This is a genomic window from Robinsoniella sp. KNHs210 (assembly GCF_000686105.1).
Classification (GTDB): domain Bacteria; phylum Bacillota; class Clostridia; order Lachnospirales; family Lachnospiraceae; genus Robinsoniella; species Robinsoniella peoriensis.
Map to the genome: position 1 here is coordinate 2,681,366 of NZ_JMLZ01000002.1, position 26,135 is coordinate 2,707,500.

Consider the following 26,135-nt stretch of genomic DNA (forward strand, 5'->3'; position numbering starts at 1 on the left):
TTAGAGTAAATCCCCTTCCTTTATCATACATTATAAGACATTATTATCGTTTTTGCCAGAGCGTTGAAAATGCTTCCTGCAAGATATATCTTCCAAAAGCAGCAAAAGGCAATAAGGCATAAAGTACCGCAAATGATTTACTCAAAGATCTCAAACACTGGATCAGCAGAAAAATGAAAAGATAAAAAAAGGATAAACCCACTATACGGGTCTATCCTTTTTATTTTCGAGAATGCCGGCGACCGGAATCGAACCGGTACGGGAGATTAGTCCCGCAGGATTTTAAGTCCTGTGCGTCTGCCAGTTCCGCCACGCCGGCATAAAAATAGATTGCTCAGGCAATCTATTTTCAATGGATGGAGGTGGATTCGAACCACCGAAGCAATTTGCAGCAGATTTACAGTCTGTCCCCTTTGGCCACTCGGGAATCCATCCATATGCATTGATCTTTTACAAGATCAATGTTCTAATTTTGTTCTGACAAGATATATTTATATCACAACTAAGAACAAAATGCAAGGCTTTTTTTCGAATTATTCAAAATAATTCCAAATGCTGACACAATGAGCACCATCACGATCCTTTCAGACACTTTTGCAGGGTATCAAAAAGGACTTCCGTTTCTATGGGCTTGGATAAATGTCCATTCATTCCGCTGGCCATGGACTTTTTTGTGTCCTCACTGAATGCATTGGCAGTCATTGCAATAATCGGAATTGTTCTGGCATCTTCACGCCCGGAGGTACGGATCCCTTTTGTAGCTTCCAGTCCGTCCATAACCGGCATTCGAATATCCATCAGCACAGCGTCATAGTAATAAGGCGGATGAGTTATATACATATCCAGCGCCTGCTGCCCATCTCCCACAGCTTCGATAATAAAGCCGTTCATTTCTAAAATGGTACTGGCAATTTCCTGATTTAACTCATTATCTTCTGCTAGCAGGATTCGTTTTCCATCAAAATCATAATCACATTTCACTTCTTCTTCATAAGGTACTTCAATTTCGTCTGAACCATATGCAAATGTCAGTGTAAAATAAAATACTGATCCTGCCCCCGGCTCACTCTGCACCTCCAGGTTCCCACCCATCATCTGTACCAGTCTGCTGGATATGGCAAGCCCCAGACCGGTTCCTCCGTATTTAGAAGAAGTTTTCTTTCCTTCCTGTTCGAATGCAGTGAAGATTCTGCCAAGAGCTTCTTTGTTAATCCCTATTCCATTGTCTTTCACAGAGAAATGCAGTACAACCTGGGCTGCCTCTTCCTTCAGAGGATCAATATTTACGATTACCTGTCCGCCCACACCGGTAAATTTCAATGCATTTCCTACAATATTTACCATAACCTGGTTGAGACGTAATTCATCAGCGATAATTCTGCGGTTATTGATATAGCGATTCTCCATCCTGAAATCAATGTTTTTACGTTGGGCCTGCGGCATCATCAACGATTCCAGATCATCCATTTGTCTTTTCAGATCCATGCTCTCTTCGTTTATCTCAATTTTACCGCTTTCTATCCTGGACATATCCAGCACATCGTTCACAAGATTCAGCAGATAGGTATTGGCTGATTCAATTTTATTCAAACAATCCATCGCCTTCTCTTTATCATTCAGAACTGTTTTTGCAATGGCAGTCATTCCCGTAATGGCATTCATAGGTGTCCTTATCTCATGGGACATCCTGGATAAAAAGTCTGTTTTCGCCTGACTCACAGCATCTGCCCTGGCTTTCATAATAAATGAAAATATGATCTTAGCCATTTCCTTCACCAGTTTGCGCTGCTCCTTCGTCCACACATAATCACCTTTCCGGATCTCAAAACTTAACGTTCCGGTTATTTTTCCATGATTCCAAATGGCGGAGATCAGGCATGATGGGATCTTGGAAACCCTCGGGTTCATCCGGTCGCACAGCCCCTCTTCATCAAATATCTGATCTATTTTGCTGACTTCTTCTCTGAATATATAAAAATCCCGGTCCATTTCAAGATCCGACAGGTTTCCAGCCCACTGGTAAGTATAACGGTAACTTAAATATTCGTAATCCATCTCCATAATGGTAACCCTGTCAAAATGATAGGTTTTGCCGATTCTGGATAACAGAAGGAAAATGGCATCGTCCAGACTTTTCGCCTTCCCCAGAAGCTCCAGGGCAAAGGAGGTCAGGTCCTCTTCCCGGTATTTTACCGGTCTGCCAATTTCATTGATAAAATGAGCTTCTTTATAGAGTTCCGTAAGTACCGTCCCCAGTTCATTTGAGGTATCCAGGTAACAGCATGCACGGCCCCTTTCATACTCTTTTGCATATTTCAGAGTACTTTCCGCACACCGGTAAAGCCCGCTGTATTCGTCTACAACCTCGGTAACACACATCCCGATGGTAACCGAAACCCGCACCTTGCTTTGCCCTGAAACCACCAGATTCTGTACCATCGCAGCGATCTTAGGCCCCAGTATAGTTGCTCTTCCTTTTGTACAGCCTTTTAAAAAAAGCATGAATTCATCGCCGCCCAAACGGATCAGTATATCATCTTCCTGTGTTTCAGACTTAAGGATCACCGCCACTTCCTGCAAAATAGCGTCTGCAAATACGCTGCCTTCTTCATCATTTACCTTCTGGAAATCATCCATATCCAGGAGCATTAGCCCGCAGATTTCATCCGGGCTTTTCTGCTCCATGTACTCCCGCGCCAGGCGGATACCCGCTTCCTTTGTATACAAACCAGTCAGCCCGTCCCTGTATTTCGCCTCCTCCAGCGCGAATTCCTTTTCTTTCTCTGACTGGATGTTGCGCATTTTACCGATCATTTTAACCATATTTCCTTCATCATCATAGATCGTTGTGCCGGATATCCGGGACCACACAGTATGGGAACTGCCCACATGGGGTGCCAATTTAATATCTATTTCTTTCCCTGCCCTGCCCAGCATAAAATCCCGTAAATATGCCGCATCCTTTTCCCCGGCTAAAGAGTACAGCTCCTTTTTGAGAAAATCAGGTACGATTTCTTCTGTATCATTTTTTCCCTTTGTCTCAGACAGGGTACCATAAGACCGATACTGGTCCTCGCGGACATCATATTCAAAAATAACTGCCGGGGAACTTTCAATGGCAATGCGAAACCTCTGGTGTTCTTCTTCCAATTCCAGTTCCAGTTTCTTCTTTTCCGTTATATCCACCATAACGCGCTGAATGATATTTCCGCCGCTACTAGACATCATCAGCTCTGTCGTTCCATATACCCAAAGAATATCAGACGAGGGTCCCAGAATCCTGTATTCAAATTGAAAGCGGTCACCCGGGTTTTTTAATTTATTGATCTTATCAATGATAACCTGGCGATCCTCTTCATAAATTCTGTTATAAAATTCATTCATACCCAGTTTATAGCATTCATCTTCTGACTCATACCCCAGAATCCGAAGTGCTTCGTGATTCAGTGTCAAAGCAGAGAACTCCCCGTCCTCCAATTGGTACCGTAGAATTCCGCACATCATAGAATCGTAAATGCTGTCTAAGAGTTCTTTCTGAGATGCCATTTTCTGATTTGCTTCTTCCATTTCCGTAACATCCAGATAAATGCTGTTGATAATAACTTCTCCATCTTCATTTCTGACCTTCTTACCACTGTCAATGATCCATTTCAAAGATCCGTCCCTGCAAGCTATCCTGTATTTAATGGCATAATCCATACTGCCATCCCGAAATGCCTCTTCACACTCTTTTAAAACCCTTGGGAGATCCTCCGGATACACAGCACCTACGGCGCTGCCTTTGGTCACTTCCATAAACTCATCCCTGGTATAGCCAAACATACTGCACAATTCATCGCTTAGATAGGCATATGTATACATATTATCATCGATACTGATTTTCAGCCCGCCCTGTATCGCATCCAGGACAACCTGTATCTGATGGTTTTTCTGCATATACTCATCATAAGTCTGCTTTTGAACCTGAACAGCCTTCTGAAATTCCAGCTCCTTTTTCTTCAGCTCTTCTTCAACCTCTTCCATTTTCTTTTCCAGGTAAGAGTATGCCTTACGTCCCTCTTCATTTGGAAAAAGATCTCCCATTTCCATTTTTTGATATGGGTTTGAATTATGAATATGAACACATTCAAAGGTGTCAGCTTTCCTTCGGAATATAAATGTAATACGCTGATGTTCTTCAATGCACAGACCAGTCTCTTTGTTGGCAGCAACCCAGAATAATCCACTGCATAAATACATCCCGGTTCCAAGTTCCGTCACTTCAAATTCTTCGTCCCATATATGACATGGCGGAATCTTTCCTTTAAACATCTGAAAATATTTTGCGGTCTCTTCCCCGGACTCCCGATGCTGTTCCTCCCCGGCTCCAATCCAGGTGATATCCGGAGCAAATACTGCTGTTACGGCATCTTCATCATTTTCAACATAATGCTTCTCCAAAATCCAATGGGCAAATTGTTTTACCTCTGTTTTTATATGATCATTCATAGTAATCCCTCTAAACATTACGCCATCCTTTTGGATGAACATATGTAGCCGCTTCATATTATACTTTAATCCCATTATAGATAAGAAACCGTCAAAATACAAGCAGCAAAAATTTCCCTTTTCACCACCTTTTAAAAATGCTATACTGAATGAAAATAAAAGCCCTTTTTAAGTGGGTTTTAAACTGAGGTGACATATGAATTTTTTATTGAAACCACTAGCTTTTCTTCTTATAATTTTCGGCGGGTACCTCTTAAAACGTTTTGGGTTTTTTAAAGAAACGGATTATCCCCTCATTACGAAAATTGTGCTGAACATTACACTCCCCGCTGCTGTTATTAACGGCTTCGGAGGCTTCCAGCGTGATACTTCCCTGTTTTTAATCATTGTACTGGGCTTTATGTGCAGTTTTCTGCCATTGCTCATCACTTTCCTCTTATCCAAAAGAATGTCTAAAGAACGCCGTGTATTTACGATGATCAACTCCTCCGGTTATAATATCGGCTGTTTTGCACTGCCGGTAGTCCAGAGTTTTTTCGGTCCTGCCGGAACTGTTGTAACCTGCCTGTTTGATACCGGGAACTCCATGATTATGACCGGGGGATCCTATGCCGTTACTTCCTCACTGCTTCACACCAATCCGGGAGAAAAAACGAGCATTTCTTCTATAATAAAGAAACTTGCATCTTCCATTCCCTTTGATACCTATATGCTGATGCTTCTGCTGGCAATCTTCAATATCCGGATACCGGATGGGGTAATCACTTTTGTAAGTCCCTTTGCATCCGCTAACAGTTTCTTAGCCATGTTAATGCTTGGGCTGATGTTCAAACCGGTCCGCAATCCATTATACATAAAAGATACGATCCTTGTGGTGGCAGTAAGACTTTTATTTAGTACCTGCTTTTCCCTGTTTTTATACTGGTGCACCCCATTTTCTCTGGAAATCCGACAGATCCTGGCCGTTGTTGCATTTGCCCCCATAGGATCACTTGCTCCGGCATTTACGGAAAAATGTCATGGCGACGGGTCCCTCTCCAGCTTTGCAAATTCTATTTCTGTTATTGTGAGTCTGATTATTATGACCGGGATGGTGGTTGTGATGGGCATCACCGCATAACCGCTTCTTTCATTTCCCGGACATATTGTGCAACAGCCGATACCGCGTTTTCTCCATGCTTTGCAACCAGTTTCACAATAGCGGAACCCACAATTGCGCCGTCTGACACTCTCGCCATTGCAGCTGCCTGTTCCGGCGTGGAGATACCAAATCCTACTGCACAAGGGACATCTGTCTCTTCTTTTACCATTTTTGTCATCTCGGCAATATTCGTCTTAATCTCGCTTCTGACTCCGGTAACCCCAAGAGAAGATACACAATACACAAAGCCTTTTGCTTCTTTTGCAATCATCCGAATCCGCTCATGAGAAGTGGGGGCTATGAGGGAAATAAGGTCTACATCATACTGTTCGCATACACCGGAAAGCTCCTCTTTCTCTTCATAAGGCAGATCCGGCACAATGATCCCATCCATACCGCATTCCACGCAGCGTTTCATAAATTTCTCTTTCCCATAAGTATAAATAGGATTTACATAAGTAAGGAATACCATAGGAACGGTGACCTTCTGTCTGGCACGAAAAATCATATCAAATAATTTGTCGGTGGTACAGCCAGCCTCCAGTGCCCGCTCATTTGCTTCCTGGATTACAATCCCTTCTGCAATGGGGTCTGAAAAAGGGATTCCGATTTCTATCAGATCTGCCCCTGCATCCTGCATGGCATACAATAACTGTTCTGTTACATCTAATGTGGGATCTCCTCCCGTAACGAAAGGAATAAATGCTTTTCCATTTTCAAATGCTTTTCTAATATTACTCATAGATATTCACTCCTCTGTATCTTGCGATCGCCGCAACGTCTTTATCTCCGCGTCCTGAAATGTTAATTACAATAATTTTATCTTTATCCATGGCAGGTGCCAGTTTTCTGGCATATGCGACTGCATGGGCGCTTTCAATTGCCGGAATAATCCCTTCTTTTCTGGAAAGATATTCAAATGCCTCCACTGCCTCGGTATCCGTAACAGGTACATACTGTGCTCTGTTAATTTCAGCAAGATGGGCATGTTCCGGTCCTATTCCCGGATAATCCAGACCTGCTGAAATAGAATATACCGGAGCAATCTGACCATACTCATCCTGGCAGAAGAGGGATTTCATTCCATGGAATACGCCTTCGCTTCCCCTGGCAATGGTAGCTGCATGTTTTTCCGTATCTACGCCCAGTCCTGCTGCCTCGCATCCGATCAACTGCACTTGGGTATCCTCTATAAACTCATAAAATGCACCCATTGCATTGCTTCCGCCGCCTACACAGGCAATTACGGCATCCGGAAGTCTTCCTTCTGCTAATTGTATCTGTTCTTTGATTTCCTTGCTGATAATTCTCTGGAAATCACGCACGATGGTAGGAAATGGATGTGGTCCCATAACAGAACCTAAAACATAGAGCGTGTCATCGCAGCGGCTCGTCCACTCTCTCATTGTTTCATTGACGGCGTCCTTAAGCGTCTGAGTTCCGCTGGTAACAGAATGAACCTTGGCGCCTAACAGCTCCATACGGAATACATTCAGCGCCTGACGGTCTGTATCTTCTTTTCCCATGAAAATCTCGCATTCCATGCCCATTAAAGCCGCCGCTGTTGCCGTTGCCACACCATGCTGCCCCGCTCCTGTCTCTGCAATAACACGGGTCTTTCCCATTTTCTTAGCCAGCAGCACCTGCCCCAGTACATTATTAATCTTATGGGAACCGGTATGATTCAGATCCTCTCTTTTTAAGTAAATCTTAGCGCCTCCCAGATCCTCTGTCATCTTCTCTGCATAATATAACAGTGATGGCCTTCCGGCATAATTTTTATATAAATCATCCAATTCTGCAATAAATTCCGGATCCTTGCTGTATTTATCATATGCTGCTTCTAATTCATATACTGCATTCATCAGTGTTTCCGGAATATACTGTCCGCCATATTCCCCAAATCTTCCTTTGCTCATAATTCTACCTCTTTTCTGATTACTCTTATTTGATTTCACTCCTGCGGCTGCCTTGCCGGTTATACTTATTTCAGACCTCTGACACGTAAGATAAATTCTGCGATCTTCTGTCTGTCCTTTATCCCAGCCGTTTCAACTGCACTGCTGACATCTACGGCATATGGTGCACACTTTTTGCATTCCGAGATAGAAGCCGCTGCATTATCTGCTGTCAGTCCGCCCGCCAGGAAAAATGGTTTCTTAAGCTGTGGAATCAGGGAACGGTCAAATACCTGCCCGCTTCCTCCGTACTGTCCCTTCGTATAAGTATCCAGAAGCAGATAATCACAGGGCAGCTCTTCTGCATTCCTGATCTGCTCACCACTCTGCACCCGAACTGCCTTAATCACAGGACAGGAAATACGATTTTTCAATTCTTGAATATACACCTGGGTTTCATCCCCATGCAGCTGTACCAGATCAATAATTCCCATTTCACATAGCTGTACGATTTTCTGCTGCTCCTCATTTACAAACACGCCGACTGCTTTGATCGACGGAAGAAGCAATTTTTTCAGCTCCCCAGCCTGCACCGCCGTTACCTGCCTGCTGCTCTTTGCAAATACGAAACCGATATAATCCGGAACCAGGTCATTTACCATACAGATATCTTCCTGCCTCTTCAATCCGCAAATCTTAATTTTAGTCATACTTCACCGCCTTTATCCGACCATTTTCCCACCTTTGCACTACCATTTCAACCAACTTATTTTCCATTTCTCAGAGAGTATCCGGAACCCGCCTTAGAACGTGTTAAAATTGCTTTCTGACAGCTGTGCATTACACTTAGCAGGATTGAATTTTCATCCACGCTTTAAGGAATCCAGCATCTGTTTTTTATTGCTGCTTCGCATTAACGTCTCTCCAATCAAAACCCCATTTACCTTTGCTTCACGCAAAACCCGGATATCCTCCGCCGTCTTTATTCCACTCTCTGCAATAAAGATCACATCCGCCGGTGCCAAAGCACGGAGTCTGGTGCTGTTATGGATATCCACAGTGAAATCTTTCAGATTACGGTTATTCACCCCGATGATCCTGGCACCTGCTCTTAATGCACTCTGCATCTCGCTTTCATCATGGGTTTCCACCAAGGCGGATAGGCCCAGTTTATCGCAGATTCCGATATATTCTTTTAGTGTCTCCGTATCCAGCAGTGCACATATTAAAAGTACCATGCCTGCTCCAAGCACTTTTGCTTCATAAATCTGATAGGGATCTATGGTAAAATCCTTACGCAGTACCGGTATGGAAACTTCTTTTGCTATTTCTTCTAAATATTGATCACTGCCCTGAAAATATGTTGGTTCAGTCAGGCAGGAAATCACAGATGCCCCCGCCTCCTCATATTCTTTCGCAATGGACAGATATGGAAATTCTTTTGCAATTAATCCCTTTGAAGGAGAAGCTTTCTTCACTTCACATATAAAGTGGATTCCTTCCCTTTTCAACTCCTGCTCAACCGGGAAACCGGTCTTCGCGTTCATGCTAAGCGCTCTGTCCATCATTTCTTCCATGGAAACTCTTTCTTTCGCCCCTGCCACCCGCAGCCTTGTATCTGCAGCAATATCATCTAATATCATTCTGGCACCTCACATTTCCTTTGTAGTCTTAATAAATTCTGCCATTTTCGCATATGCCTTACCACTGTCAATGAGGTCTGCCGCCATTTTAATTCCATCCGCCAGGGTAATATCATCAATTCCAAGATAAAGACTCATTCCGGCATTCATTAAAATGACATCCCTTTTTGCCCCGCGTTCTTTACCGGATAAGATATCTTCTGTAATCTTAGCATTTTCTTTGGGATCTCCGCCTACCAGATCGGAAAGCTCACACCGGTTCAGTCCAAACTGTTCCGGAGCAATTGAATAAGAAGTAATTTCTCCAAAACGGATCTCATAAACCACAGTTTCTCCGGTAAGTGTAATCTCATCCAAGCCATCATTTCCGCATACCACTACGCCCCTTGTAACTCCCAGATTGGAAAGCACCTGCGCCAGCGGTTCCGCCAGTTTTCTGTCATAAACGCCAAGAAGCTGCATTGTCGCCGCTGCCGGGTTTGAAAGCGGACCCAATATATTAAATACCGTTCTGGCTCCTAATTCCTTACGTACCGGCGCTGCATACTTCATGGATGAATGGTATACCTGGGCAAACATGAAACACATTCCTGTTTTTTTCAGTATCTCTTCATTCTGCTCTACGCTCAGCGAAACATTTGCTCCCAGATTTTCTAATACATCCGCTGCACCGCATTTACTGGAGACACTGCGGTTTCCGTGTTTTGCAACCGGAACCCCGCCTGCCGCAACTACAAAAGAAGCTGTTGTAGAAATATTAAATGTTCCGACTTCATCTCCGCCGGTTCCAACAATATCGATTACTTCTCTTTCCGGTTTTAATTTTATGCCCTTTTCACGCATAACCGTAGCAAATGCAGTGATTTCCTCTATTGTCTCCCCCTGCATACGCAATGCAGTCAGAAATCCCCCCATCTGTGCCTGGGTTGCGGTTCCATCCATCATTTCTTCCATAACTGCCTTAGATTCGTCATATGTCAGGTTGTTACCATTCATCACTTTATTAATTGCTTCTTTAATCATGCTAATTACCTCCTGCTTTCTATTTATTATCGAAATTTTACTGCATTCTGGGCAAATATGCTGCAAAGTGGGGCGTGCAGATGGCGGGAATGAATTTTCAAACACGCTCTGATCTATGAATGCCCCATATGCATATTTTTTTACCCCTGGGTATCATATCTGAAAATTATTTTAACAATGTAATGCTCTATCCCATTGCATGATTGTCTGTTATGATAACTTCAGAAAATTTTCCAATATCACCTTCCCCTGGGGGGTTAATATGGATTCCGGGTGAAACTGTACACCAAAAACGGATTTTTCTCTATGCTGTACCGCCATAATTTCGCCCATTTCATCCACCGCTGTAACGAATAGAGAATCCGGTATGGTTTCTTCTTTTGCTACCAGAGAATGATACCTTGCCACATCTATTTTTTCAGGAAGTCCTTCAAACAACGGGCACTCTGAATCAATCTTAATCGTACTTTTTTTCCCATGCATCAACTCTTTTGCATGACCGATCTTTGCTCCGTACACTTCACAGATCCCCTGATGTCCAAGGCATACACCCAGAATGGGCATTTTACCCTGCAATTTTTCCACAACTTCCTCGCATACGCCTGCATCCTTGGGATATCCCGGTCCCGGCGATAAGATAATATGCGAAGGATTTAAATTGCGGATTTCATCAATACTCATTTCATCATTTCGGATCACTTTAATATCCGGGCAGATGCTGCCCGCCATCTGTACTAAGTTATAAGAAAAGCTATCATAATTATCAATCAATAATATCATTATTCCAGGACCTCCTTTGCATTCATAATGGCGTTCATAACTGCTGCTGCTTTATTAGCCGATTCCTCATATTCTTTCTCAGGAACGCTGTCAGCCACAATTCCGCCTCCTGCTTCCACATATACTTTGCCGTCTTTCTTTACCGCCATACGAATGGCGATACAGGTATCCAGGTTACCGGTAAAGTCCAGATATCCCAGCGCCCCTCCGTAAATACCTCTTTGTTCACTCTCCAGCTCATTGATAATCTGGCAGGCACGGATCTTCGGTGCACCTGACAGGGTGCCGGCCGGAAGGACTGCTTCAATGGCATTTAATCCGTCATATTCTTCCCTAATATTTCCTTCTACCTGAGAACAGATATGCATAATCTTGGAATATTTATGAATCATCTGATACTCTGTTACTTCCACTGTATCAAACTTCGATATCCTTCCCAGATCATTTCTGCCAAGATCTACCAGCATGTTGTGCTCGGAAAGTTCTTTTTCATCTGCCAGAAGTTCCTGTTCCAGTTTTTCATCCTCTTCCTGATTTATCCCCCTGGGCCTTGAACCGGCAACCGGGAAAGTAGTCAGCCTGCCATTTTGCAGACGCACCAGGGTCTCCGGTGATGTACTAATTATTTCTTCCTCATTGATATTCATATACACCATATAGGGAGAAGGGTTGGTAGTCCGGAGCACCCGGTACGGATTGATCAGATTCCCTTCATAAGGACTTGTAAACTGTCTGGCAATAACTGCCTGGAATATATCCCCGTCTACGATATACTCTTTCGTCTTTTCAATAATCTCACAATAGGCTTCCTTGCTTACATTACAGGTAAATTCAACTTTCTGCTGAATCTTCTGATCCTCCAGAATCGGTGCATTTCGTATAATATTGGTGATACTCTCTATCTCAGCCATAGCTTTGCCATAATTCTCCATCACCTTGTCTGTTTTCATATTTACTACAATGCAGATCTTTTGTTTTAAATGGTCATAAGCAATTACCTTATCAAACAACATCAGGTCATAATCATTAAAATTACCTTTATTGATATTTAATGTGGGTTCCGCATATCCAATCATAGAATATGCAAAGTATCCAACAAACCCACCCGCAAATGGCGGCAGCCCTTCCAGATTCGGAGCCTTGTAATCTTTCATTATGGAGCGTATTACCTCAAGGGGCTTTTTCGTACTGATCTTTTCCATAACCCCATCCCGCGTGATGGTAACCTCATCATTTTTACAGAAAACCCGCATCACAGGATTAAATCCCAAAAAGGAATATCGTCCCCATTTCTCGCCGCCTTCTATACTTTCTAACAGATAGTAACATTTGCTGATATTTGCAAGTTTCCGAAGTAAGGTGATCGGTGTTATAACATCCGCATATATTTCCTTACAAACCGGGATCACATCATAATCCCCTGCTAATTCTAAAATTTTGTCACAGCTTGGCTGCATCATGGTCACTTCCTCCTTTTTTGTCTTCATTCCCGTTACATATTGCAGACCTGCCTGCAATACTGCCACTGCATTTTAGCTATAAAAAAAGACCTCTGCCCCCTATATCCAAGGGACAAAAGCCTGTAGCTTCTGCGGTACCACCCAAGTTGCTGATCACTCAGCCACTCTTTTTATGTACGATCATACATACCTCGTTGATAACGGATAAGGCTCCCGTCAGCGTCTACTCTCACCTCTTCCACTCTGCATTATTTACAGGGTTTCCGTTAACTGCTGTGATTTTGAGCTGCCCTCGCAAGTCCATTCAATAAAATCTTTATTACCGCCTTCACACCACCGGCAGCTCTCTGGGAATAACGAATCTTATTTACTACTCTTGTTCATCGGTTTTGGTTCAATACTTTAATTTAGTACAGTATATGCTTTTCTTTTTTATTTGTCAACTAAAAATTTTGTTTTTCTCAGATTGAATGTAGATTTTTTATTTTAGTCCTACTGAATATTTTAACAGGGCATATGATGAGCGGGAAGGCGGATGACATAATTTCAGCGCTTCCATCTGTCTCCGGGTCTTTAGTTTTTATTGTACAATACCCGGTTCTGCATCAGCCTGCTGCATCTCTGCGCCTTCCCTGCCCTCTTCTGTTATTTCCTGATATCTAAGTAATAACACATTTTATTTTCTTAATTCTATACACTTAACCAGCCGACTCCTCCGCCTGCTCTCTGACAATTTCCACCGCCCGCCTCACATCTTCCAAATCCCGTACGCGGTAAACATCCCGCATAATAAATTCACACTGGCATCCTTTTGCCGCATCCAAAGTTTCTTTAATATGCTTTGTCCAGGCTTCTTCATCCAGCCTGCTTTCTACGCCCAGATAGTTTGCATAGGGCTTCCTGGAGAACACCACGTCTGTTCCCCGAAGCATTTCTCCCATTTTCTGCTGGCTGCTCCACGGCGATACGGATACCTTCTGTATATTAGGAATTTCCTTTATGACATCCTGCCATATATTATGCATTGGCTCACAGCATCCATAATAAATCAGACCCATTTCTCTGCATGCCTTTGCCATATATGGAAGGCAGAACTCGCGGAACATATCCGGTGATATGGATGCTGCCTCCTCCGCTTCTGCCCAGATCCAGACATCCTTTAATGTCGGACTTTCTGCTCCCGTCACAGGAAGGCGATCCGTAAAGCCATAGCTGCTGAGGCAGGTTTCCTGATTGCTGTTATTTAAAGTCAGAATTCTGTTTTTCTCATAATATTTCATTACCTTTATCTGGTTTTCCGTTAAATAGTGCATCAGTTTATGCAGGGTTTCAGGGCAGTCATACATGGACATCATATAATTTTCAAGGCCCAGTAGCTTTACTGCCTGAAAAGGAAGTGCAATCATTGGCGGGGTTCCTGTGAGTCTCACTGACATAATTCCGTCTAATATATCCTGCACAAAATCATAGGAATTTTGTGTCTTTTTATGGTTTATGTTAATTACTGCAGGTTTCAGCCTGTAAAAATCCTCTTCCAGATCCCGGATTGGCGAATGATATTCATAGCCGACATCCCTGCCATTGGCATCCAACGCATGGCATTCCTCTATAGGAAAGCCAAATTCATCAATCTCTGCCTGAATTGGAATCTCAAATACATCCGGAATCACTTTGTCATCCTGAATCAGTTCATATTCACGAATATTCCTTAACAAACGGTATTCGATTTCACGTGCCTTTGGATCCGTACAGTACAGAATATGATCAGGTACCATGTACTGCCGGAATGTCTCTGTCTCCACAACTACGGGCGGAACCGTCTTTTTCCCCGTATTTACATCCATCCATTTTTGCTTTTTCTGTTCCATTTCCGGCAGATTTGCATATGCTGTCTGCCTCTTAGCCAGTTCTCTCAGATACTGCTTTTCTTTTGCCCACATGAAGACGAATCCCCCTTTACTTCTCTTTCCATGCTTCCGGCAGCAAGTCCAGATTTGCATGAATCAGATCCTTTAAAAGTAACTCCGGATACAGACAATTAGCTGACAGCGGATCCAGATACACCGCCTGTAATGCCTTCTCATAACTGCATGATACCGCTGCTTCCACCATGAGAAGATATTCTCTTCCCAGCCTGTCGCACTGCGCAGCAATAGCGTCAGGCAGCCTCCCTATATTCTGGGGATGCAGACCAAATTGATCAATATAAGTGGGCAGTTCTACAATGATATCTTGTGAGACATTGTCAATATATCCTCTGTTCACTACATTTACCATTTCACTGGAGATTTCCCCTGTATTCAGAGATCTTATAAAATTTGCCGCAGTTTCACCGGAACCTTCCAGCAGTTTCTCAAATCCCCTGTTATGCATTCTTACCTCGTCGAACAGCTCTCTGGCCTGATCCCTCCAACCATCCACCACCTTAAAATCATTATTTTTCCATTCGTAATCCTTTTCTTTCAGGATCTTATCCTTTAAATAATACGGCACAAATTCTCCTACATGCCGGTCTCCTGGGGCAGGATAACATCCATAAATGCGGTATAGTTCCGCAGATATGGGCTCTTTCTTATCCATCCCACTTCTATTTAATGCATGGCTAAGTTCAGGGTACACGTCTTCCCCGTCAATCCTCATATCTGTAAACCAGGTAAAATGATTGATTCCCGCTGCCCGGTAAGAAAACCGCTCCCGGTCAACCTGAAACACTTTTTCAGCCAGCCACTGTGCCGTATCCGGTGTACCATGGCAAAGGCCAAAGTTCTTAATCCTGGAAAACTTTTGAAGAGCAAGACAAACGGCACCCTCCGGATTGGAATAATTAATCATCCAGGCATCAGGGCACAATTTTTCCATGGCACTGGCAATATCTAATATCACAGGTATTGTTCGCAGCGTCCTGATAATCCCACCGGGACCGATTGTGTCTCCTACCGATTGCAGCACTCCGTGATCCGTACATATTCTGATATCCTGTTTCCACCGCTCATATCCTCCTGTCGCTATCGTCATGAACACATAGTCGGCATCCGGAATCGCCTGCTTATAATCCGTATGGGCAGTGATCTCAAACTCCCGCTTCGCAAAATGTATCAGATGAATAACAGCTTCCTTCGTCTCCTCTAAAACTTCCCCGTCAATATCTACCAACGCAATATGTCCGCCGTTAATACTATTTTCCTTTAAAATATCCCCAATCAGACGCAGCGTAAATACAGAACTTCCCGCTCCGATAAATACAAATTTACAATATCCGTTTTCTCTCATTTTTGCTCCCATCCGTGCGCTTTAAGCGCTCATATAAATTAAGGAAGTTGAAAGTACTTTTCTTTCAACCTGTCACCTCTCTACTTAATCCCCGTTAATGTGATACTTTCTACAAACTGCTTCTGGAAAATAAAATATACAATTATAATCGGCAGCATTACTAAAACCCCCGCACTCATTGATGAGTTATAATCCGTTAACAGACTGGAATTGAAAAAATTAAGCGCAAGGGGCAGGGTCATCTTATTCTCACTGGTAAGTGCAATCAGCGGCCATAAATAATCATTCCACCTGCCCATAAAAGTAAAGATGCAAAGTGCCGATATCGCGGGTTTGATCATCGGAATAATCAGTCCGAAAAAAATCCGCCACTCTCCGGCTCCTTCAATCCGTCCGGCTTCCATAATCTCATCCGGCACATTCTCCGCAAACTGACGGCACAGAAAGATTCCGAATCCGGAAACCATATAAGGAATTACCAATGCCGCAAGTGTATCTAAAATATGCAGCTTATTACTGATCAGGTACGTTGGAATCATCGTTACCTGAAAGGGAACCATCATGGTTGCCAATATTCCCATAAACAGTATATTTTTTCCTCGAAATTGAAATTTACCAAAAATATATCCTCCCAGACAACTGGTCAGTGCCACAATTCCGGTGGCAAGAACAGACGTTACAATACTGTTAAACAGCCATCTCATAAACGGAGCCTCTGTTAAAACCTTCTTATATCCATCCAGGACAATCTGCGTAGGAAAGAATGAGGACTCTATACTCATAATTTCCGCATTTCCTTTAAAAGAAAGCAGAACACACCATAGAAACGGAAAGGCAACTACCAAGAACCCTATACCTAATATAAAACCTTTTAAAATCTTTGACAGTATCTTCATGGTATCCCCCCTCCTAATATTCCCAGTCTGACTTTACACTAAAAAACTGTACCATGGATATAATTAAAATGATTCCCAGTAATACCATTGCCATTGCAGAAGCATAACCCATCTGGGAATATTGGAATGCATAATTGTAAATATTGTAGGCTATGACATTGGTCGCATTATTGGGTCCGCCCTTGGTCATAATCTGTATTTGGGCAAAAGCCTGAAAATAGGTGATATACGTCATCATACTGACAAATAGCATATTTCTGGATAAAAGGGGAAGCGTAATCCGGAAAAACCTCTGTACGCAATTCGCACCGTCAATGGAAGCAGCTTCCAGAAACATTTCAGGAACGCTGTCCATTCCTGCCAGAATTAAAACAATATTATATCCCAGATCACACCACAAAGTAGTAATGATAATCGCAATTAATGCCGTACTGCTGCCTGTTAACCAGTTAACAGGTGCTATTCCTGCTAAAGAAAGCATTTTATTAATAATCCCGGAACTGGGCTGATACATAATGGCCCAGACATAGCATAACGCTACAATAGGAATAACTGCCGGGATAAAAAACCATCCTCTGAAGAATGAACGGATTTTCCGCTTTTTTATTGATTTGATTACAACTGCCATCAATGTTGAAATAACGATATTTGCATTAACCGCAATCAGAACAAAAATAATTGTATTTTTCAATGAACCTAAAAATTCCGTATCATGTACTAATTGAACATAATTATCCAAACCCACAAAAGGTGCCTGGCCAAATCCACTATGATTAAAAAGCGACATGATAAAACTATAAAATATCGGTATAACGGAAAAGACAAAGAATACAATCAGAATAGGAGTCAGCCCTATTATGACAAATCTTCTTTGACGGCGGCTGATACCCTGTTTCCTCTTCACTTTTTTATTCATCATCCTGCCTCCTTAAGGAACTGCTGCAAAATAAAGTCCGGAAAATTTATTTTGCAGCACTCTCCATTCTGTTTATTTTGTCTGGGCTAACAGAGAATCGATATGCTGATTAATATCCGTCTCAGCCTTATTCAAAGCTTCCTCTGTGGTATACTTGCCATCAATCTGGCTTTTAAATATATCCCGGATTGTGGTCTTGACAAAATCCATATCCTGAACCGGGCCTACATTCTGCGCATATTTTAAATATTGGAACTGGTCCTTAAATCGTACATTCTCTTCCGCTTCCGTATATGCCGGATCTTCTACTAATGCTTTTAAAGACGGAATTGTCTTTGTTGCAAGATTAAACTCAAGTGACTTTTCGGGCTGCAGACAATACTGTATGAATTTAAAGGCATTGTCTTTATTCTTACTATTTTCAGATACTACATAAGCCCATCCGGTTTCCACAACAAAATGCGGTTCATCTCCGGTGACCGGAGGAAGAAATGTATATTCCCAGTCATCATTTTTCAACTCCTCACCAATCGCTGAAGCCCAGGATCCTTTGATTAGCTGCGCTGCTTTCTTGTTAAAGAAAAATACATCTGATGTGATATCCCCAGTAATATGCTTAGTATCTGTGACCTTGTCTGCTTCGATAAGATCCACCAGTTTCTGCCATGCCATTTTTGCCTCTTCCGACTGGAGAACCATATGGGTCCTGCTTTCATCCCAGAAGTTTCCGCCATACTGCAGTATCCAGGACAGGAATAACTGTGCAACATTGTCACCGTTGTCAAATTCCAGACCGCCATATTCCAGAACATCTCCATTGTATTTCACATGATCCTTGGCAATTTTAATAACTTCTTCAAAAGTCTTAGGTGCCCCTTCTATTCCGGACTCCTTAGCCTTTTCCGGCACATAAAATAATCCGCTTTCCATCTGCATTTCGATGGGAACACCATAATAGGAGCCATCTTTTTCATACCCCTCCACTGCACCGGACAGGAAATTCTCCTTTAAATCTGATGCCATATCATCCGGTACTTTAGCTAACACTCCCTGGTTGATATAGGTCGGCATCCATGCACCGAATCCCTGAATAATATCAGGCTCATTCCCGGCAGTAAAAGAAGCTTTCATCTTCTGACTCATAACATCATACGGAAATACCTGTATATCAATTTTGATCCCGGTCTCAGACTCAAATTCTGCCGCCAGTTCCTTTGTTGCCTTTACAAATGCAGGACCGTTATGCATCCAAAGTGTCACAGGCTCTCCATTAGCCTCTGCATTTTGCGTATCCGGCTGATCCGCTTCCGAAGATACCGCTGTTTTCGTTTCATCTTTTTTCTGTGCTTCTGAATTTTCTTTACCGGAACAGCCATAAAGAACTGAAGACATAGTCAGCATACAGGTCAAAATAACTGTGATTCCTTTTTTTCTTCTCATAGTATTATCCTCCAAATTTACATAAACCAAAATTATGGTTTTGTTTTCTAAATTGCTACAAGGCATCCTTTACCTATCTGATCCAAACCTTCTCCTGATTTTTTCCGGATCAAGTGTGAAAGAAAACCGCTTTCACACTACTGATTTGGGAATAGAACAAGCCGGCTTGTTCTATTCATGGGGTAATGTTTGAATATTGCACTTATCAAGTCGTCATAATAATGACCCCCCGTTCACCTCTCTTCCTATATTGATCCTGTTTTTATAGAACCAATATTCTTCTTGTCCTTACGTTTCCCTTATCTAACTTGTATTGCTATTATAAGACAAGTTTATACTACTTGCAATACATTTATACAAATTATTCACTTTTCATCATTATTCAACAATATTTATAGTCATTTTTTATACATTATTACGTTTTATTTTTATTTTTCAAAAAGCCCTTGCACATTTTTAATAGTTGTTATATTATATTAATACCTTTAAGATTTATTTCCGCTGTAATGTCATAATCATATTTAAGGAGGATCCTGTATGTCAAAAAATAACGACGTTCAAAATAATTTCAAATACACACAGCTCTACGATATATTAGTTGAGAAAATAACTTCCGGCGAGTGGAAGCCACACGATAAAATGCCTACCGAACGGGAATTATGTACGCGTTATGCGCTCAGCCGCATTACCGTCCGTGATGCTCTGGACTTATTAACTAAAGACGGTTATATTTACCGTAAGCAGGGCAAAGGTACCTTTGTCTCTGTACGCAGAATAGAACAGACTCTGACAAAATTTTATAGCCTTCGTGAAAACATTGAAGCAAAAGGAATTATGCATAGTAATAAAGTTCTATCATTTAAACAAATACCGGCAGTAGGCAAGGTAATGGAAAATCTGAAACTAAATCCCGGCGATATGGTATATGAGTTAATACGCTGCCTATATGCCCAGGACATTCCTTATGCAGTGGAAACTTCATACATACCGGTGAGCATTTATCCTGAGATGACCCTTGAGAAAATTAAGGAAAACGGACTTTATAAAACGATGCAGTCATTTAATATTATACCGGAACGGGCTACTGAAAACATAACTGCAGTCCCCGTTTCACGAGAAGATGCACTGCTATTAGGCATCAAAACTTCTGATACTTCTATTAAGATTGAAAGAATCACTTTTTCCAGAAATTATATCATTGAGTATACCGTCGCCTTTATTAAAAGTGATTTCTTCTCTTACCGAGTGGAACTGAATTAACGGATGTCAAGTACATCCAATAACAGTAAATTTAAGATAAGGATCGAGATGCATGGAGCATGCAAAGGAGGAACCAACATGAAGTATCTTTTAAGTATGGATGGGGGCGGAACTAAAACCGCCTGGATGCTGACTACCTACTCCGGGTCTGTTGCCGCCCGCTTCGAAACTTCCGGCTGTTCCCATCCCCAGATCGGTATTTCCGGTGTATGTGATCTGGTGGAAAACGGGATCAGCAAGCTTGTTGAAACAGCCGGATGCCGCAAAGAACAAATTTGCAGTGCAGCCTTCGGCATCCCCTGCTATGGTGAAGATTCCGCTGCAGACCGGAAGATCTCCGGATATTTCCACGCTCTTCTGCCACAGGCTGTACTAATGCTCTGCAACGATGTTTCATTAGGTTTTGCCGGATCCCTCAACCTATCTCATGGTATACATATTGTAGCAGGCACCGGTGCCATTGCATACGGGGAAAATATGGAAGGAAAAAGTGCCAGAGCTAATGGATGGCATACCGTATTTTCAGACGAAGGTTCCGCTTACTGGCTGGGAATGCAGACACTTTCACTGTTCGCTAAAGAATGTGATTATCGTGAAGACCGTTCGTACTTATATGATGTAATACATAATACCCTCTCTCTTCATGATGAAGAGGATATGGTCTCATATTATAATAACTTCTTGTCAGGAAATCGGGAAGGTATTGCAAAAATGCAGATGTATTTGAGTGAGGCTGCCAAGAAAGGCGATGCTAATGCCCGCCGCTTGTATGATATGGCAGCTTATGAACTTTTTATTTCAATAAAAGCAATTTATCGAAAACTGGGATTTTCACCTGAAACTCCGGTACGCGTTTCTTATTCCGGAGGAATTTTTAAAAACGAAGGTCTTATACTTGACCCCCTTCAAAGATATTTAAAGCAGCTTGCGATTACCCTTACTCCCCCTTATCTTCCGCCCGTTCAAGGCGGCATCTTACTGGCTGCTCAAAATATATATCATCACGAACTATCAGAATTAGCTCTTCATTTAAAAGAGCAAATATCAAAGGAGGAACCACATGTATACCATTCAAACTGAAATTTTTTCCCAGCCTTCTGCTCTTATGCAAACACAGGCACTTTTTAAAGAAAAACACGATCAGATTTATGAATTTATAAAAAAACCCTTCCAAAACATTATTTTTATAGGCTGCGGATCCGGCTTTATGCTGAGTGAGGGTGCCGCTGCTATGTTCTCCATGTACACTGACAAAAAAACAGTAGCTGTCTCCGGCGGTGAGATTATTTTGTCACCGGAAAAATACAGCAGGATATTTACCAACGCTCTGGTTATCGTTGCCTCCCGGTCCGGTGAAACCAGTGAAGTATTATTTGCTTTAGAAAAGCTGCGTAAACTTACAACCTTTAAAACTATGGGTATTATCGCAAAGACCGATTGTTCTTTGAAACCATATCTGGACTTTACACTGGAGATTCCATGGGCTTTTGACCATAGCGTATGCCAGACAAGAACTATTTCGAATATTTACTACTCATTAACAATGTTATTGGCGATCTATATAGAAAACGAGCAACTGGCAGCGGCATTTCAAACATTTTTTGAAAACCAGTCAGCATTTTTAGAAGAACACAAAGAAATGTGTCAGATAATAGCACAAAAAGAATGGAATAATGTAACTGTGTTGGGTGATGGGGAAATCAGCGGAATTGCAAGTGAAGGAAGTCTGGCATTTACTGAAATATGTATACTTCCCGGAGAGTATTTTAATCTTCTGGATTACCGGCACGGACCTATTGTCCTGGCAAATGAAAAAAAACTGTTTCTTATTATCATTAACCCCAATGAAAGTAATTACCAAAAGCAGATGATCAAAGATATAAAAAACCGTGGTTCTTATGTTATTACTCTGGGACATCATACAAAAGACTACTGGGAATCGGATTACCATGTTTCCCTGCATGCCATTGTTGAACCCATTGCCTGGGGTATTCCATTTATAAATATATGTCAGATGCTGGCATTTTACAAGGCCATTGAAACAGACCATAATCCGGATATCCCCGGCGGCCTGAATCCTTATATTTCCCTGAAATAACAAATCAGTTTTTATATAAGGATAAAAAATATTTCCAAATAAATATAAAGTGCTGACGTATTAAACCGAACTCCTAATCGATAGATTTTTGGTCTAACAATTAGGAGTAGGTTCAATCAAATCAGCACTTTTTATTTATTTTTCTAAAGCTTTTTTTCCGACATACAATTTATTTTTATCACCCTGAACGGTGTTAACAAGAAAAAACATACCCGTCTTCCTTTTATTTATAAATAACACCAGAACAAATCCTATGATACATATTCCCAAAACGAAGTATATATTCTGTTGGTAGGAAATAGCTTCCGCCAGATAAGCAATCTTCGACAGGAATACAAAAAATGATGATACAAAAAATATTCTTGCACAAAATGAAAAATATTCATTCTGATCGGCCTGTTTCACAAGCCTTAATGCACGTTTATGCGTTGATAAAATAGACTCTGTGCAATAAGAGATTCCTATTATCATTAAAACAAACCCTAATATCACCTGCATATTTCCCTCCCACTTTATTATAACATTTACTTTGTAACTTTATTATGTCTATATTCTACATGGGATTTGTTAATTCTAGTCTTGTTTTATTTAAAGTTTATGTAAAATTTAAATCGTTTATATTTTGTAGACTTTCATTATATTTTATAGTTACCTATGGTCTTCCGTGTTTTCTCACTATTTTTGCTGATCCACGACTGACTATGATGCCTATTATTTTTTTCATTATTTATTCTTTACTATGTTACCTACTATTCTTTTTCATGTTTCATTCTTACCTCATATTACTGGCTTATCCATAAATTTATACACAAAAAAAGCAGCTATCTTTAGCTGCCTCACATACATATACCTTCAAAATCACACATAGAAATTCATCAAATTATCATCCGTTCTTGCATTACCAACTTCGTTGATCATATCAACTTTATTGACATTATCCTAAACCTTATGGATAAGCCTTCGACCTATTAGTATTAGTCAGCTCCATACATTACTGCACTTCCACCTCTAACCTATCCACCTCGTCGTCTTCAAGGGGTCTTACCGCTTATGCGGGGGATATCTCATCTTGAGGGGGGCTTCACGCTTAGATGCCTTCAGCGTTTATCCCTTCCCGACTTGGCTACCCGGCCATGCTCTTGGTAGAACAACCGGTACACCAGAGGTCAGTCCAACCCGGTCCTCTCGTACTAAGGTCAGCTCCTCTCAAATATCCTGCGCCCACGCCGGATAGGGACCGAACTGTCTCACGACGTTCTGAACCCAGCTCGCGTACCGCTTTAATGGGCGAACAGCCCAACCCTTGGGACCTACTACAGCCCCAGGATGCGATGAGCCGACATCGAGGTGCCAAACCACTCCGTCGATGTGAACTCTTGGGAGTGATAAGCCTGTTATCCCCAGGGTAGCTTTTATCCGTTGAGCGATGGCAATCCCACTTTATACCACCGGATCACTAAGTCCTACTTTCGTACCTGCTCCACCCGTCGGTGTCACAGTCAAGCCTTCTTCTGCCTTTGCACTCTGCGAATGGTTTCCAACCATTCTGAGAAGACCTTTGAGCGCCTCCGATACCCTTTCGGAGGCGACCGCCCCAGTCAAACTCCCCGCCTGACATTGTCCCACCACCGGATCACGGTGGCTGGTTAGAAATCCAATACTGCAAGGGTGGTATCCCAACAATGACTCCTTCACAACTGGCGTTGTGAATTCATAGTCTCCCACCTATCCTGTACATGCAATACCGAATCCCAGTATCAAGCTGGAGTAAAGCTCCATGGGGTCTTTCCGTCCTGGCGCAGGTAACCAGCATCTTCACTGGTATTTCAATTTCACCGGATGCATTGTCGAGACAGTGCTCAAATCATTACGCCTTTCGTGCGGGTCGGAACTTACCCGACAAGGAATTTCGCTACCTTAGGACCGTTATAGTTACGGCCGCCGTTTACTGGGGCTTAAATTCAATGCTTCGCTTGCGCTGACATCTCCTCTTAACCTTCCAGCACCGGGCAGGCGTCAGCCCATATACTTCACCTTGCGGTTTTGCATAGACCTGTGTTTTTGCTAAACAGTTGCTTGAGCCTATTCTCTGCGGCCTCTTTCGAGGCACCCCTTCTCCCGAAGTTACGGGGTCATTTTGCCGAGTTCCTTAACAATGCTTCTTCCGTCGGCCTTAGGATTCTCTCCTCATCCACCTGTGTCGGTTTACGGTACGGGTATAATATAAACAATAGCGGCTTTTCTTGACAGCTGGCTCACACACTTCGCTACTTTAGTTCGCTCCACGTCACGTCTTCGGATTGTAGTACGGATTTGCCTTTACTACTCCTACCCCGCTTGTACCGGTTTTTCCATTCCCGGATTGTGCTTTCCATCTGTGTCCCCACAGTTCTGTTATACTATAGTACAGGAATCTCAACCTGTTGTCCATCGACTACGTCTTTCGACCTCGCCTTAGGCCCCGACTTACCCAGAGCAGATCAGCTTTACTCTGGAAACCTTGGATATTCGGCCGGAAGGATTCTCACCTTCCTCTCGCTACTCATTCCAGCATTCTCTCTTCTTAACAATCCACTGCTCCTTACGGTACAGCTTCGTCTCAGTTAAGAATGCTCCTCTACCAATGACTATGTCATTCCTCAGCTTCGGTGTTGTGTTTTAGCCCCGGACATTTTCGGCGCAGGACCTCTCGACTAGTGAGCTATTACGCACTCTTTTAATGTATGGCTGCTTCTGAGCCAACATCCTAGTTGTCTTCGAAATCCCACATCCTTTTCCACTTAACACACACTTTGGGACCTTAGCTGGAGGTCTGGGCTCTTTCCCTTTTGACTGCCCAACTTATCTCGTGCAGTCTGACTCCCATACATCATCTATACGGCATTCGGAGTTTGATATTCTTTGGTAAGCTTTGACGCCCCCTAGGAAATTCAGTGCTCTACCTCCGTTAGACTAATATGAGGCTAGCCCTAAAGCTATTTCGAGGAGAACCAGCTATCTCCGGGTTCGATTGGAATTTCTCCCCTATCCACACCTCATCGCCACCCTTTTCAACGGATGTGCGTTCGGTCCTCCATTACCTTTTACGGTAACTTCAACCTGGACATGGATAGATCACCCGGTTTCGGGTCTACTCTGACTGACTCTTTCGCCCTATTAAGACTTGGTTTCCCTCCGGCTCCACACCTTGAGTGCTTAACCTTGCCAGCCAGCGTAACTCGCTGGACCGTTCTACAAAAAGTACGCGGTTCCACATATAAAGTGGTTCCACAGCTTGTAAACACAGGGTTTCAGGTTCTTTTTCACTCCCCTCCCGGGGTTCTTTTCACCTTTCCTTCACAGTACTATGCACTATCGGTCACTAAGTAGTATTTAGCCTTGGGGGGTGGTCCCCCCGACTTCCCACAAGGTTTCTCGTGTCTCGTGGTACTTTGGATACTGCCTGCTCTCTTCTGGTTTCAAATACGGGGCTTTCACCCTCTCTGGCCGGATTTCCCAAAACCGTTCTTTTACCATTCAAGTCACGTTATGCAGTCCATAACCCCGGAATGCACGCATTCCGGTTTAGGCTCCTCCCATTTCGCTCGCCGCTACTTTGGGAATCGAGTTTTCTTTCTTTTCCTCCGGGTACTTAGATGTTTCAGTTCCCCGGGTTCCCTTCCATACGTTATGTATTGGCGTATGGATACTTGAGGTTTGCTCAAGTGGGTTTCCCCATTCAGATATCTCCGGATCGTAGGATATTTGCTCCTCCCCGAAGCTTTTCGCAGCTTATCACGTCTTTCATCGGCTCTTAGTGCCAAGGCATCCACCCTGCGCTCT

The 26,135-nt window shown here is 42.6% G+C and carries 18 protein-coding genes, 2 tRNA genes, 1 rRNA gene and 1 other annotated feature (1 of these 22 cut by a window edge); of the genes, 5 read left to right on the forward strand and 16 right to left on the reverse strand.

Annotated features, from left to right (window positions below; genetic code table 11):
• Window positions 1–233: 233 nt before the first annotated feature.
• From CD03_RS0118825 to CD03_RS0118835, 3 genes are all read right to left on the reverse strand, one after another.
• Window positions 234–319 (reverse strand) — tRNA-Leu (locus tag CD03_RS0118825).
• Between the two features lie 34 nt (window positions 320–353).
• Window positions 354–435, reverse strand: a tRNA-Tyr gene (locus CD03_RS0118830).
• A gap of 138 nt (window positions 436–573) precedes the next feature.
• Window positions 574–4,488: a PAS domain-containing protein gene (locus CD03_RS0118835; protein WP_197041679.1), complete on the reverse strand. Its 3,915-nt coding sequence runs from the start codon at window positions 4,486–4,488 to the stop codon at window positions 574–576.
• A gap of 196 nt (window positions 4,489–4,684) precedes the next feature.
• Here CD03_RS0118835 and CD03_RS0118840 point away from each other — a divergent pair, with 196 nt between their 5' ends.
• Complete coding sequence (locus CD03_RS0118840; RefSeq protein ID WP_027294955.1) at window positions 4,685–5,608, forward strand: AEC family transporter; 924 nt, start codon at window positions 4,685–4,687, stop codon at window positions 5,606–5,608.
• Here the strand turns inward: CD03_RS0118840 and trpA are convergent.
• The 5 genes from trpA to trpD form a co-directional block, all read right to left on the reverse strand.
• The gene (gene trpA / locus CD03_RS0118845; RefSeq protein WP_027294956.1) at window positions 5,598–6,371 is read right to left on the reverse strand and encodes a tryptophan synthase subunit alpha; all 774 of its coding nucleotides are present in this window, start codon (window positions 6,369–6,371) and stop codon (window positions 5,598–5,600) included. The genes CD03_RS0118840 and trpA overlap by 11 nt on opposite strands.
• Window positions 6,364–7,548, reverse strand: a complete 1,185-nt coding sequence (gene trpB / locus CD03_RS0118850) for a tryptophan synthase subunit beta (protein ID WP_027294957.1) — start codon at window positions 7,546–7,548, stop codon at window positions 6,364–6,366. Before trpB ends, trpA begins: the two co-directional genes overlap by 8 nt.
• Window positions 7,549–7,613: 65 nt before the next feature.
• Window positions 7,614–8,237 (reverse strand): phosphoribosylanthranilate isomerase, encoded by a 624-nt coding sequence (locus tag CD03_RS0118855; RefSeq protein ID WP_027294958.1) that lies wholly within the window; start codon window positions 8,235–8,237, stop codon window positions 7,614–7,616.
• A 153-nt stretch (window positions 8,238–8,390) separates the two neighbouring features.
• On the reverse strand, window positions 8,391–9,170 hold the full coding sequence (trpC, locus tag CD03_RS0118860; protein WP_027294959.1) for an indole-3-glycerol phosphate synthase TrpC: 780 nt from the start codon (window positions 9,168–9,170) through the stop codon (window positions 8,391–8,393).
• Window positions 9,171–9,179: 9 nt separating this feature from the next.
• Window positions 9,180–10,193, reverse strand: a complete 1,014-nt coding sequence (gene trpD / locus CD03_RS0118865) for an anthranilate phosphoribosyltransferase (RefSeq protein WP_027294960.1) — start codon at window positions 10,191–10,193, stop codon at window positions 9,180–9,182.
• A 47-nt stretch (window positions 10,194–10,240) separates the two neighbouring features.
• Between trpD and CD03_RS40030 the strand changes: the two genes are divergently transcribed.
• Window positions 10,241–10,312 carry a DUF6783 domain-containing protein gene (locus CD03_RS40030; RefSeq protein ID WP_394910242.1) on the forward strand — a complete coding sequence of 24 codons (72 nt, stop codon included), beginning with the start codon at window positions 10,241–10,243 and terminating at the stop codon, window positions 10,310–10,312.
• A gap of 91 nt (window positions 10,313–10,403) precedes the next feature.
• On the opposite strand, the gene CD03_RS0118870 is transcribed toward CD03_RS40030, so the two are convergent.
• From CD03_RS0118870 to CD03_RS0118905, 7 genes are all read right to left on the reverse strand, one after another.
• Entirely contained in the window at window positions 10,404–10,973 is a 570-nt protein-coding gene (locus tag CD03_RS0118870; RefSeq protein WP_027294961.1) for an anthranilate synthase component II, read from the reverse strand.
• Window positions 10,973–12,433: an anthranilate synthase component I gene (trpE, locus tag CD03_RS0118875; protein WP_027294962.1), complete on the reverse strand. Its 1,461-nt coding sequence runs from the start codon at window positions 12,431–12,433 to the stop codon at window positions 10,973–10,975. Before trpE ends, CD03_RS0118870 begins: the two co-directional genes overlap by 1 nt.
• A gap of 105 nt (window positions 12,434–12,538) precedes the next feature.
• Window positions 12,539–12,826 (reverse strand) — a binding site (T-box leader).
• A gap of 305 nt (window positions 12,827–13,131) precedes the next feature.
• Window positions 13,132–14,373 carry a hypothetical protein gene (locus tag CD03_RS0118885; protein WP_027294963.1) on the reverse strand — a complete coding sequence of 414 codons (1,242 nt, stop codon included), beginning with the start codon at window positions 14,371–14,373 and terminating at the stop codon, window positions 13,132–13,134.
• A gap of 16 nt (window positions 14,374–14,389) precedes the next feature.
• The gene (locus CD03_RS0118890; RefSeq protein WP_044289498.1) at window positions 14,390–15,703 is read right to left on the reverse strand and encodes a family 4 glycosyl hydrolase; all 1,314 of its coding nucleotides are present in this window, start codon (window positions 15,701–15,703) and stop codon (window positions 14,390–14,392) included.
• Window positions 15,704–15,783: 80 nt separating this feature from the next.
• Entirely contained in the window at window positions 15,784–16,599 is an 816-nt protein-coding gene (locus tag CD03_RS0118895) for a carbohydrate ABC transporter permease (RefSeq protein ID WP_044289499.1), read from the reverse strand.
• Window positions 16,600–16,612: 13 nt separating this feature from the next.
• Window positions 16,613–17,518: a carbohydrate ABC transporter permease gene (locus CD03_RS0118900; protein WP_242849124.1), complete on the reverse strand. Its 906-nt coding sequence runs from the start codon at window positions 17,516–17,518 to the stop codon at window positions 16,613–16,615.
• A 69-nt stretch (window positions 17,519–17,587) separates the two neighbouring features.
• Window positions 17,588–18,955, reverse strand: coding sequence for an extracellular solute-binding protein (locus CD03_RS0118905; RefSeq protein ID WP_027294967.1), 1,368 nt, complete (start codon window positions 18,953–18,955; stop codon window positions 17,588–17,590).
• A 537-nt stretch (window positions 18,956–19,492) separates the two neighbouring features.
• Here CD03_RS0118905 and CD03_RS0118910 point away from each other — a divergent pair.
• From CD03_RS0118910 to CD03_RS0118920, 3 genes are all read left to right on the forward strand, one after another.
• Window positions 19,493–20,215: a GntR family transcriptional regulator gene (locus CD03_RS0118910; protein ID WP_027294968.1), complete on the forward strand. Its 723-nt coding sequence runs from the start codon at window positions 19,493–19,495 to the stop codon at window positions 20,213–20,215.
• Window positions 20,216–20,293: 78 nt separating this feature from the next.
• Window positions 20,294–21,295, forward strand: a complete 1,002-nt coding sequence (locus tag CD03_RS34070; RefSeq protein WP_052377874.1) for an N-acetylglucosamine kinase — start codon at window positions 20,294–20,296, stop codon at window positions 21,293–21,295.
• Window positions 21,276–22,313 (forward strand): SIS domain-containing protein, encoded by a 1,038-nt coding sequence (locus tag CD03_RS0118920; protein ID WP_027294969.1) that lies wholly within the window; start codon window positions 21,276–21,278, stop codon window positions 22,311–22,313. Before CD03_RS34070 ends, CD03_RS0118920 begins: the two co-directional genes overlap by 20 nt.
• A gap of 948 nt (window positions 22,314–23,261) precedes the next feature.
• Here CD03_RS0118920 and CD03_RS0118930 read toward each other — a convergent pair.
• A 23S ribosomal RNA gene (locus CD03_RS0118930) occupies window positions 23,262–26,135 on the reverse strand; it runs 13 nt beyond the window's last position.

What these genes read in the sequence shown, in the direction of transcription:
- trpE (WP_027294962.1), bottom strand. Translation starts at nt 12,433, where the DNA reads ATGATGCAGCCAAGCTGTGACAAAATTTTAGAATTAGCAGGGGATTAT.
- CD03_RS0118905 (WP_027294967.1), bottom strand. Translation starts at nt 18,955, where the DNA reads ATGAGAAGAAAAAAAGGAATCACAGTTATTTTGACCTGTATGCTGACT.
- trpA (WP_027294956.1), bottom strand. Translation starts at nt 6,371, where the DNA reads ATGAGTAATATTAGAAAAGCATTTGAAAATGGAAAAGCATTTATTCCT.
- CD03_RS0118835 (WP_197041679.1), bottom strand. Translation starts at nt 4,488, where the DNA reads ATGAATGATCATATAAAAACAGAGGTAAAACAATTTGCCCATTGGATT.
- CD03_RS0118870 (WP_027294961.1), bottom strand. Translation starts at nt 10,973, where the DNA reads ATGATATTATTGATTGATAATTATGATAGCTTTTCTTATAACTTAGTA.
- CD03_RS0118840 (WP_027294955.1), top strand. Translation starts at nt 4,685, where the DNA reads ATGAATTTTTTATTGAAACCACTAGCTTTTCTTCTTATAATTTTCGGC.
- trpD (WP_027294960.1), bottom strand. Translation starts at nt 10,193, where the DNA reads ATGATTAAAGAAGCAATTAATAAAGTGATGAATGGTAACAACCTGACA.
- CD03_RS0118855 (WP_027294958.1), bottom strand. Translation starts at nt 8,237, where the DNA reads ATGACTAAAATTAAGATTTGCGGATTGAAGAGGCAGGAAGATATCTGT.
- CD03_RS0118890 (WP_044289498.1), bottom strand. Translation starts at nt 15,703, where the DNA reads ATGAGAGAAAACGGATATTGTAAATTTGTATTTATCGGAGCGGGAAGT.
- CD03_RS34070 (WP_052377874.1), top strand. Translation starts at nt 20,294, where the DNA reads ATGAAGTATCTTTTAAGTATGGATGGGGGCGGAACTAAAACCGCCTGG.
- CD03_RS0118895 (WP_044289499.1), bottom strand. Translation starts at nt 16,599, where the DNA reads ATGAAGATACTGTCAAAGATTTTAAAAGGTTTTATATTAGGTATAGGG.
- CD03_RS0118910 (WP_027294968.1), top strand. Translation starts at nt 19,493, where the DNA reads ATGTCAAAAAATAACGACGTTCAAAATAATTTCAAATACACACAGCTC.
- CD03_RS0118920 (WP_027294969.1), top strand. Translation starts at nt 21,276, where the DNA reads ATGTATACCATTCAAACTGAAATTTTTTCCCAGCCTTCTGCTCTTATG.
- CD03_RS0118900 (WP_242849124.1), bottom strand. Translation starts at nt 17,518, where the DNA reads ATGATGAATAAAAAAGTGAAGAGGAAACAGGGTATCAGCCGCCGTCAA.
- trpC (WP_027294959.1), bottom strand. Translation starts at nt 9,170, where the DNA reads ATGATATTAGATGATATTGCTGCAGATACAAGGCTGCGGGTGGCAGGG.
- CD03_RS0118885 (WP_027294963.1), bottom strand. Translation starts at nt 14,373, where the DNA reads ATGTGGGCAAAAGAAAAGCAGTATCTGAGAGAACTGGCTAAGAGGCAG.
- trpB (WP_027294957.1), bottom strand. Translation starts at nt 7,548, where the DNA reads ATGAGCAAAGGAAGATTTGGGGAATATGGCGGACAGTATATTCCGGAA.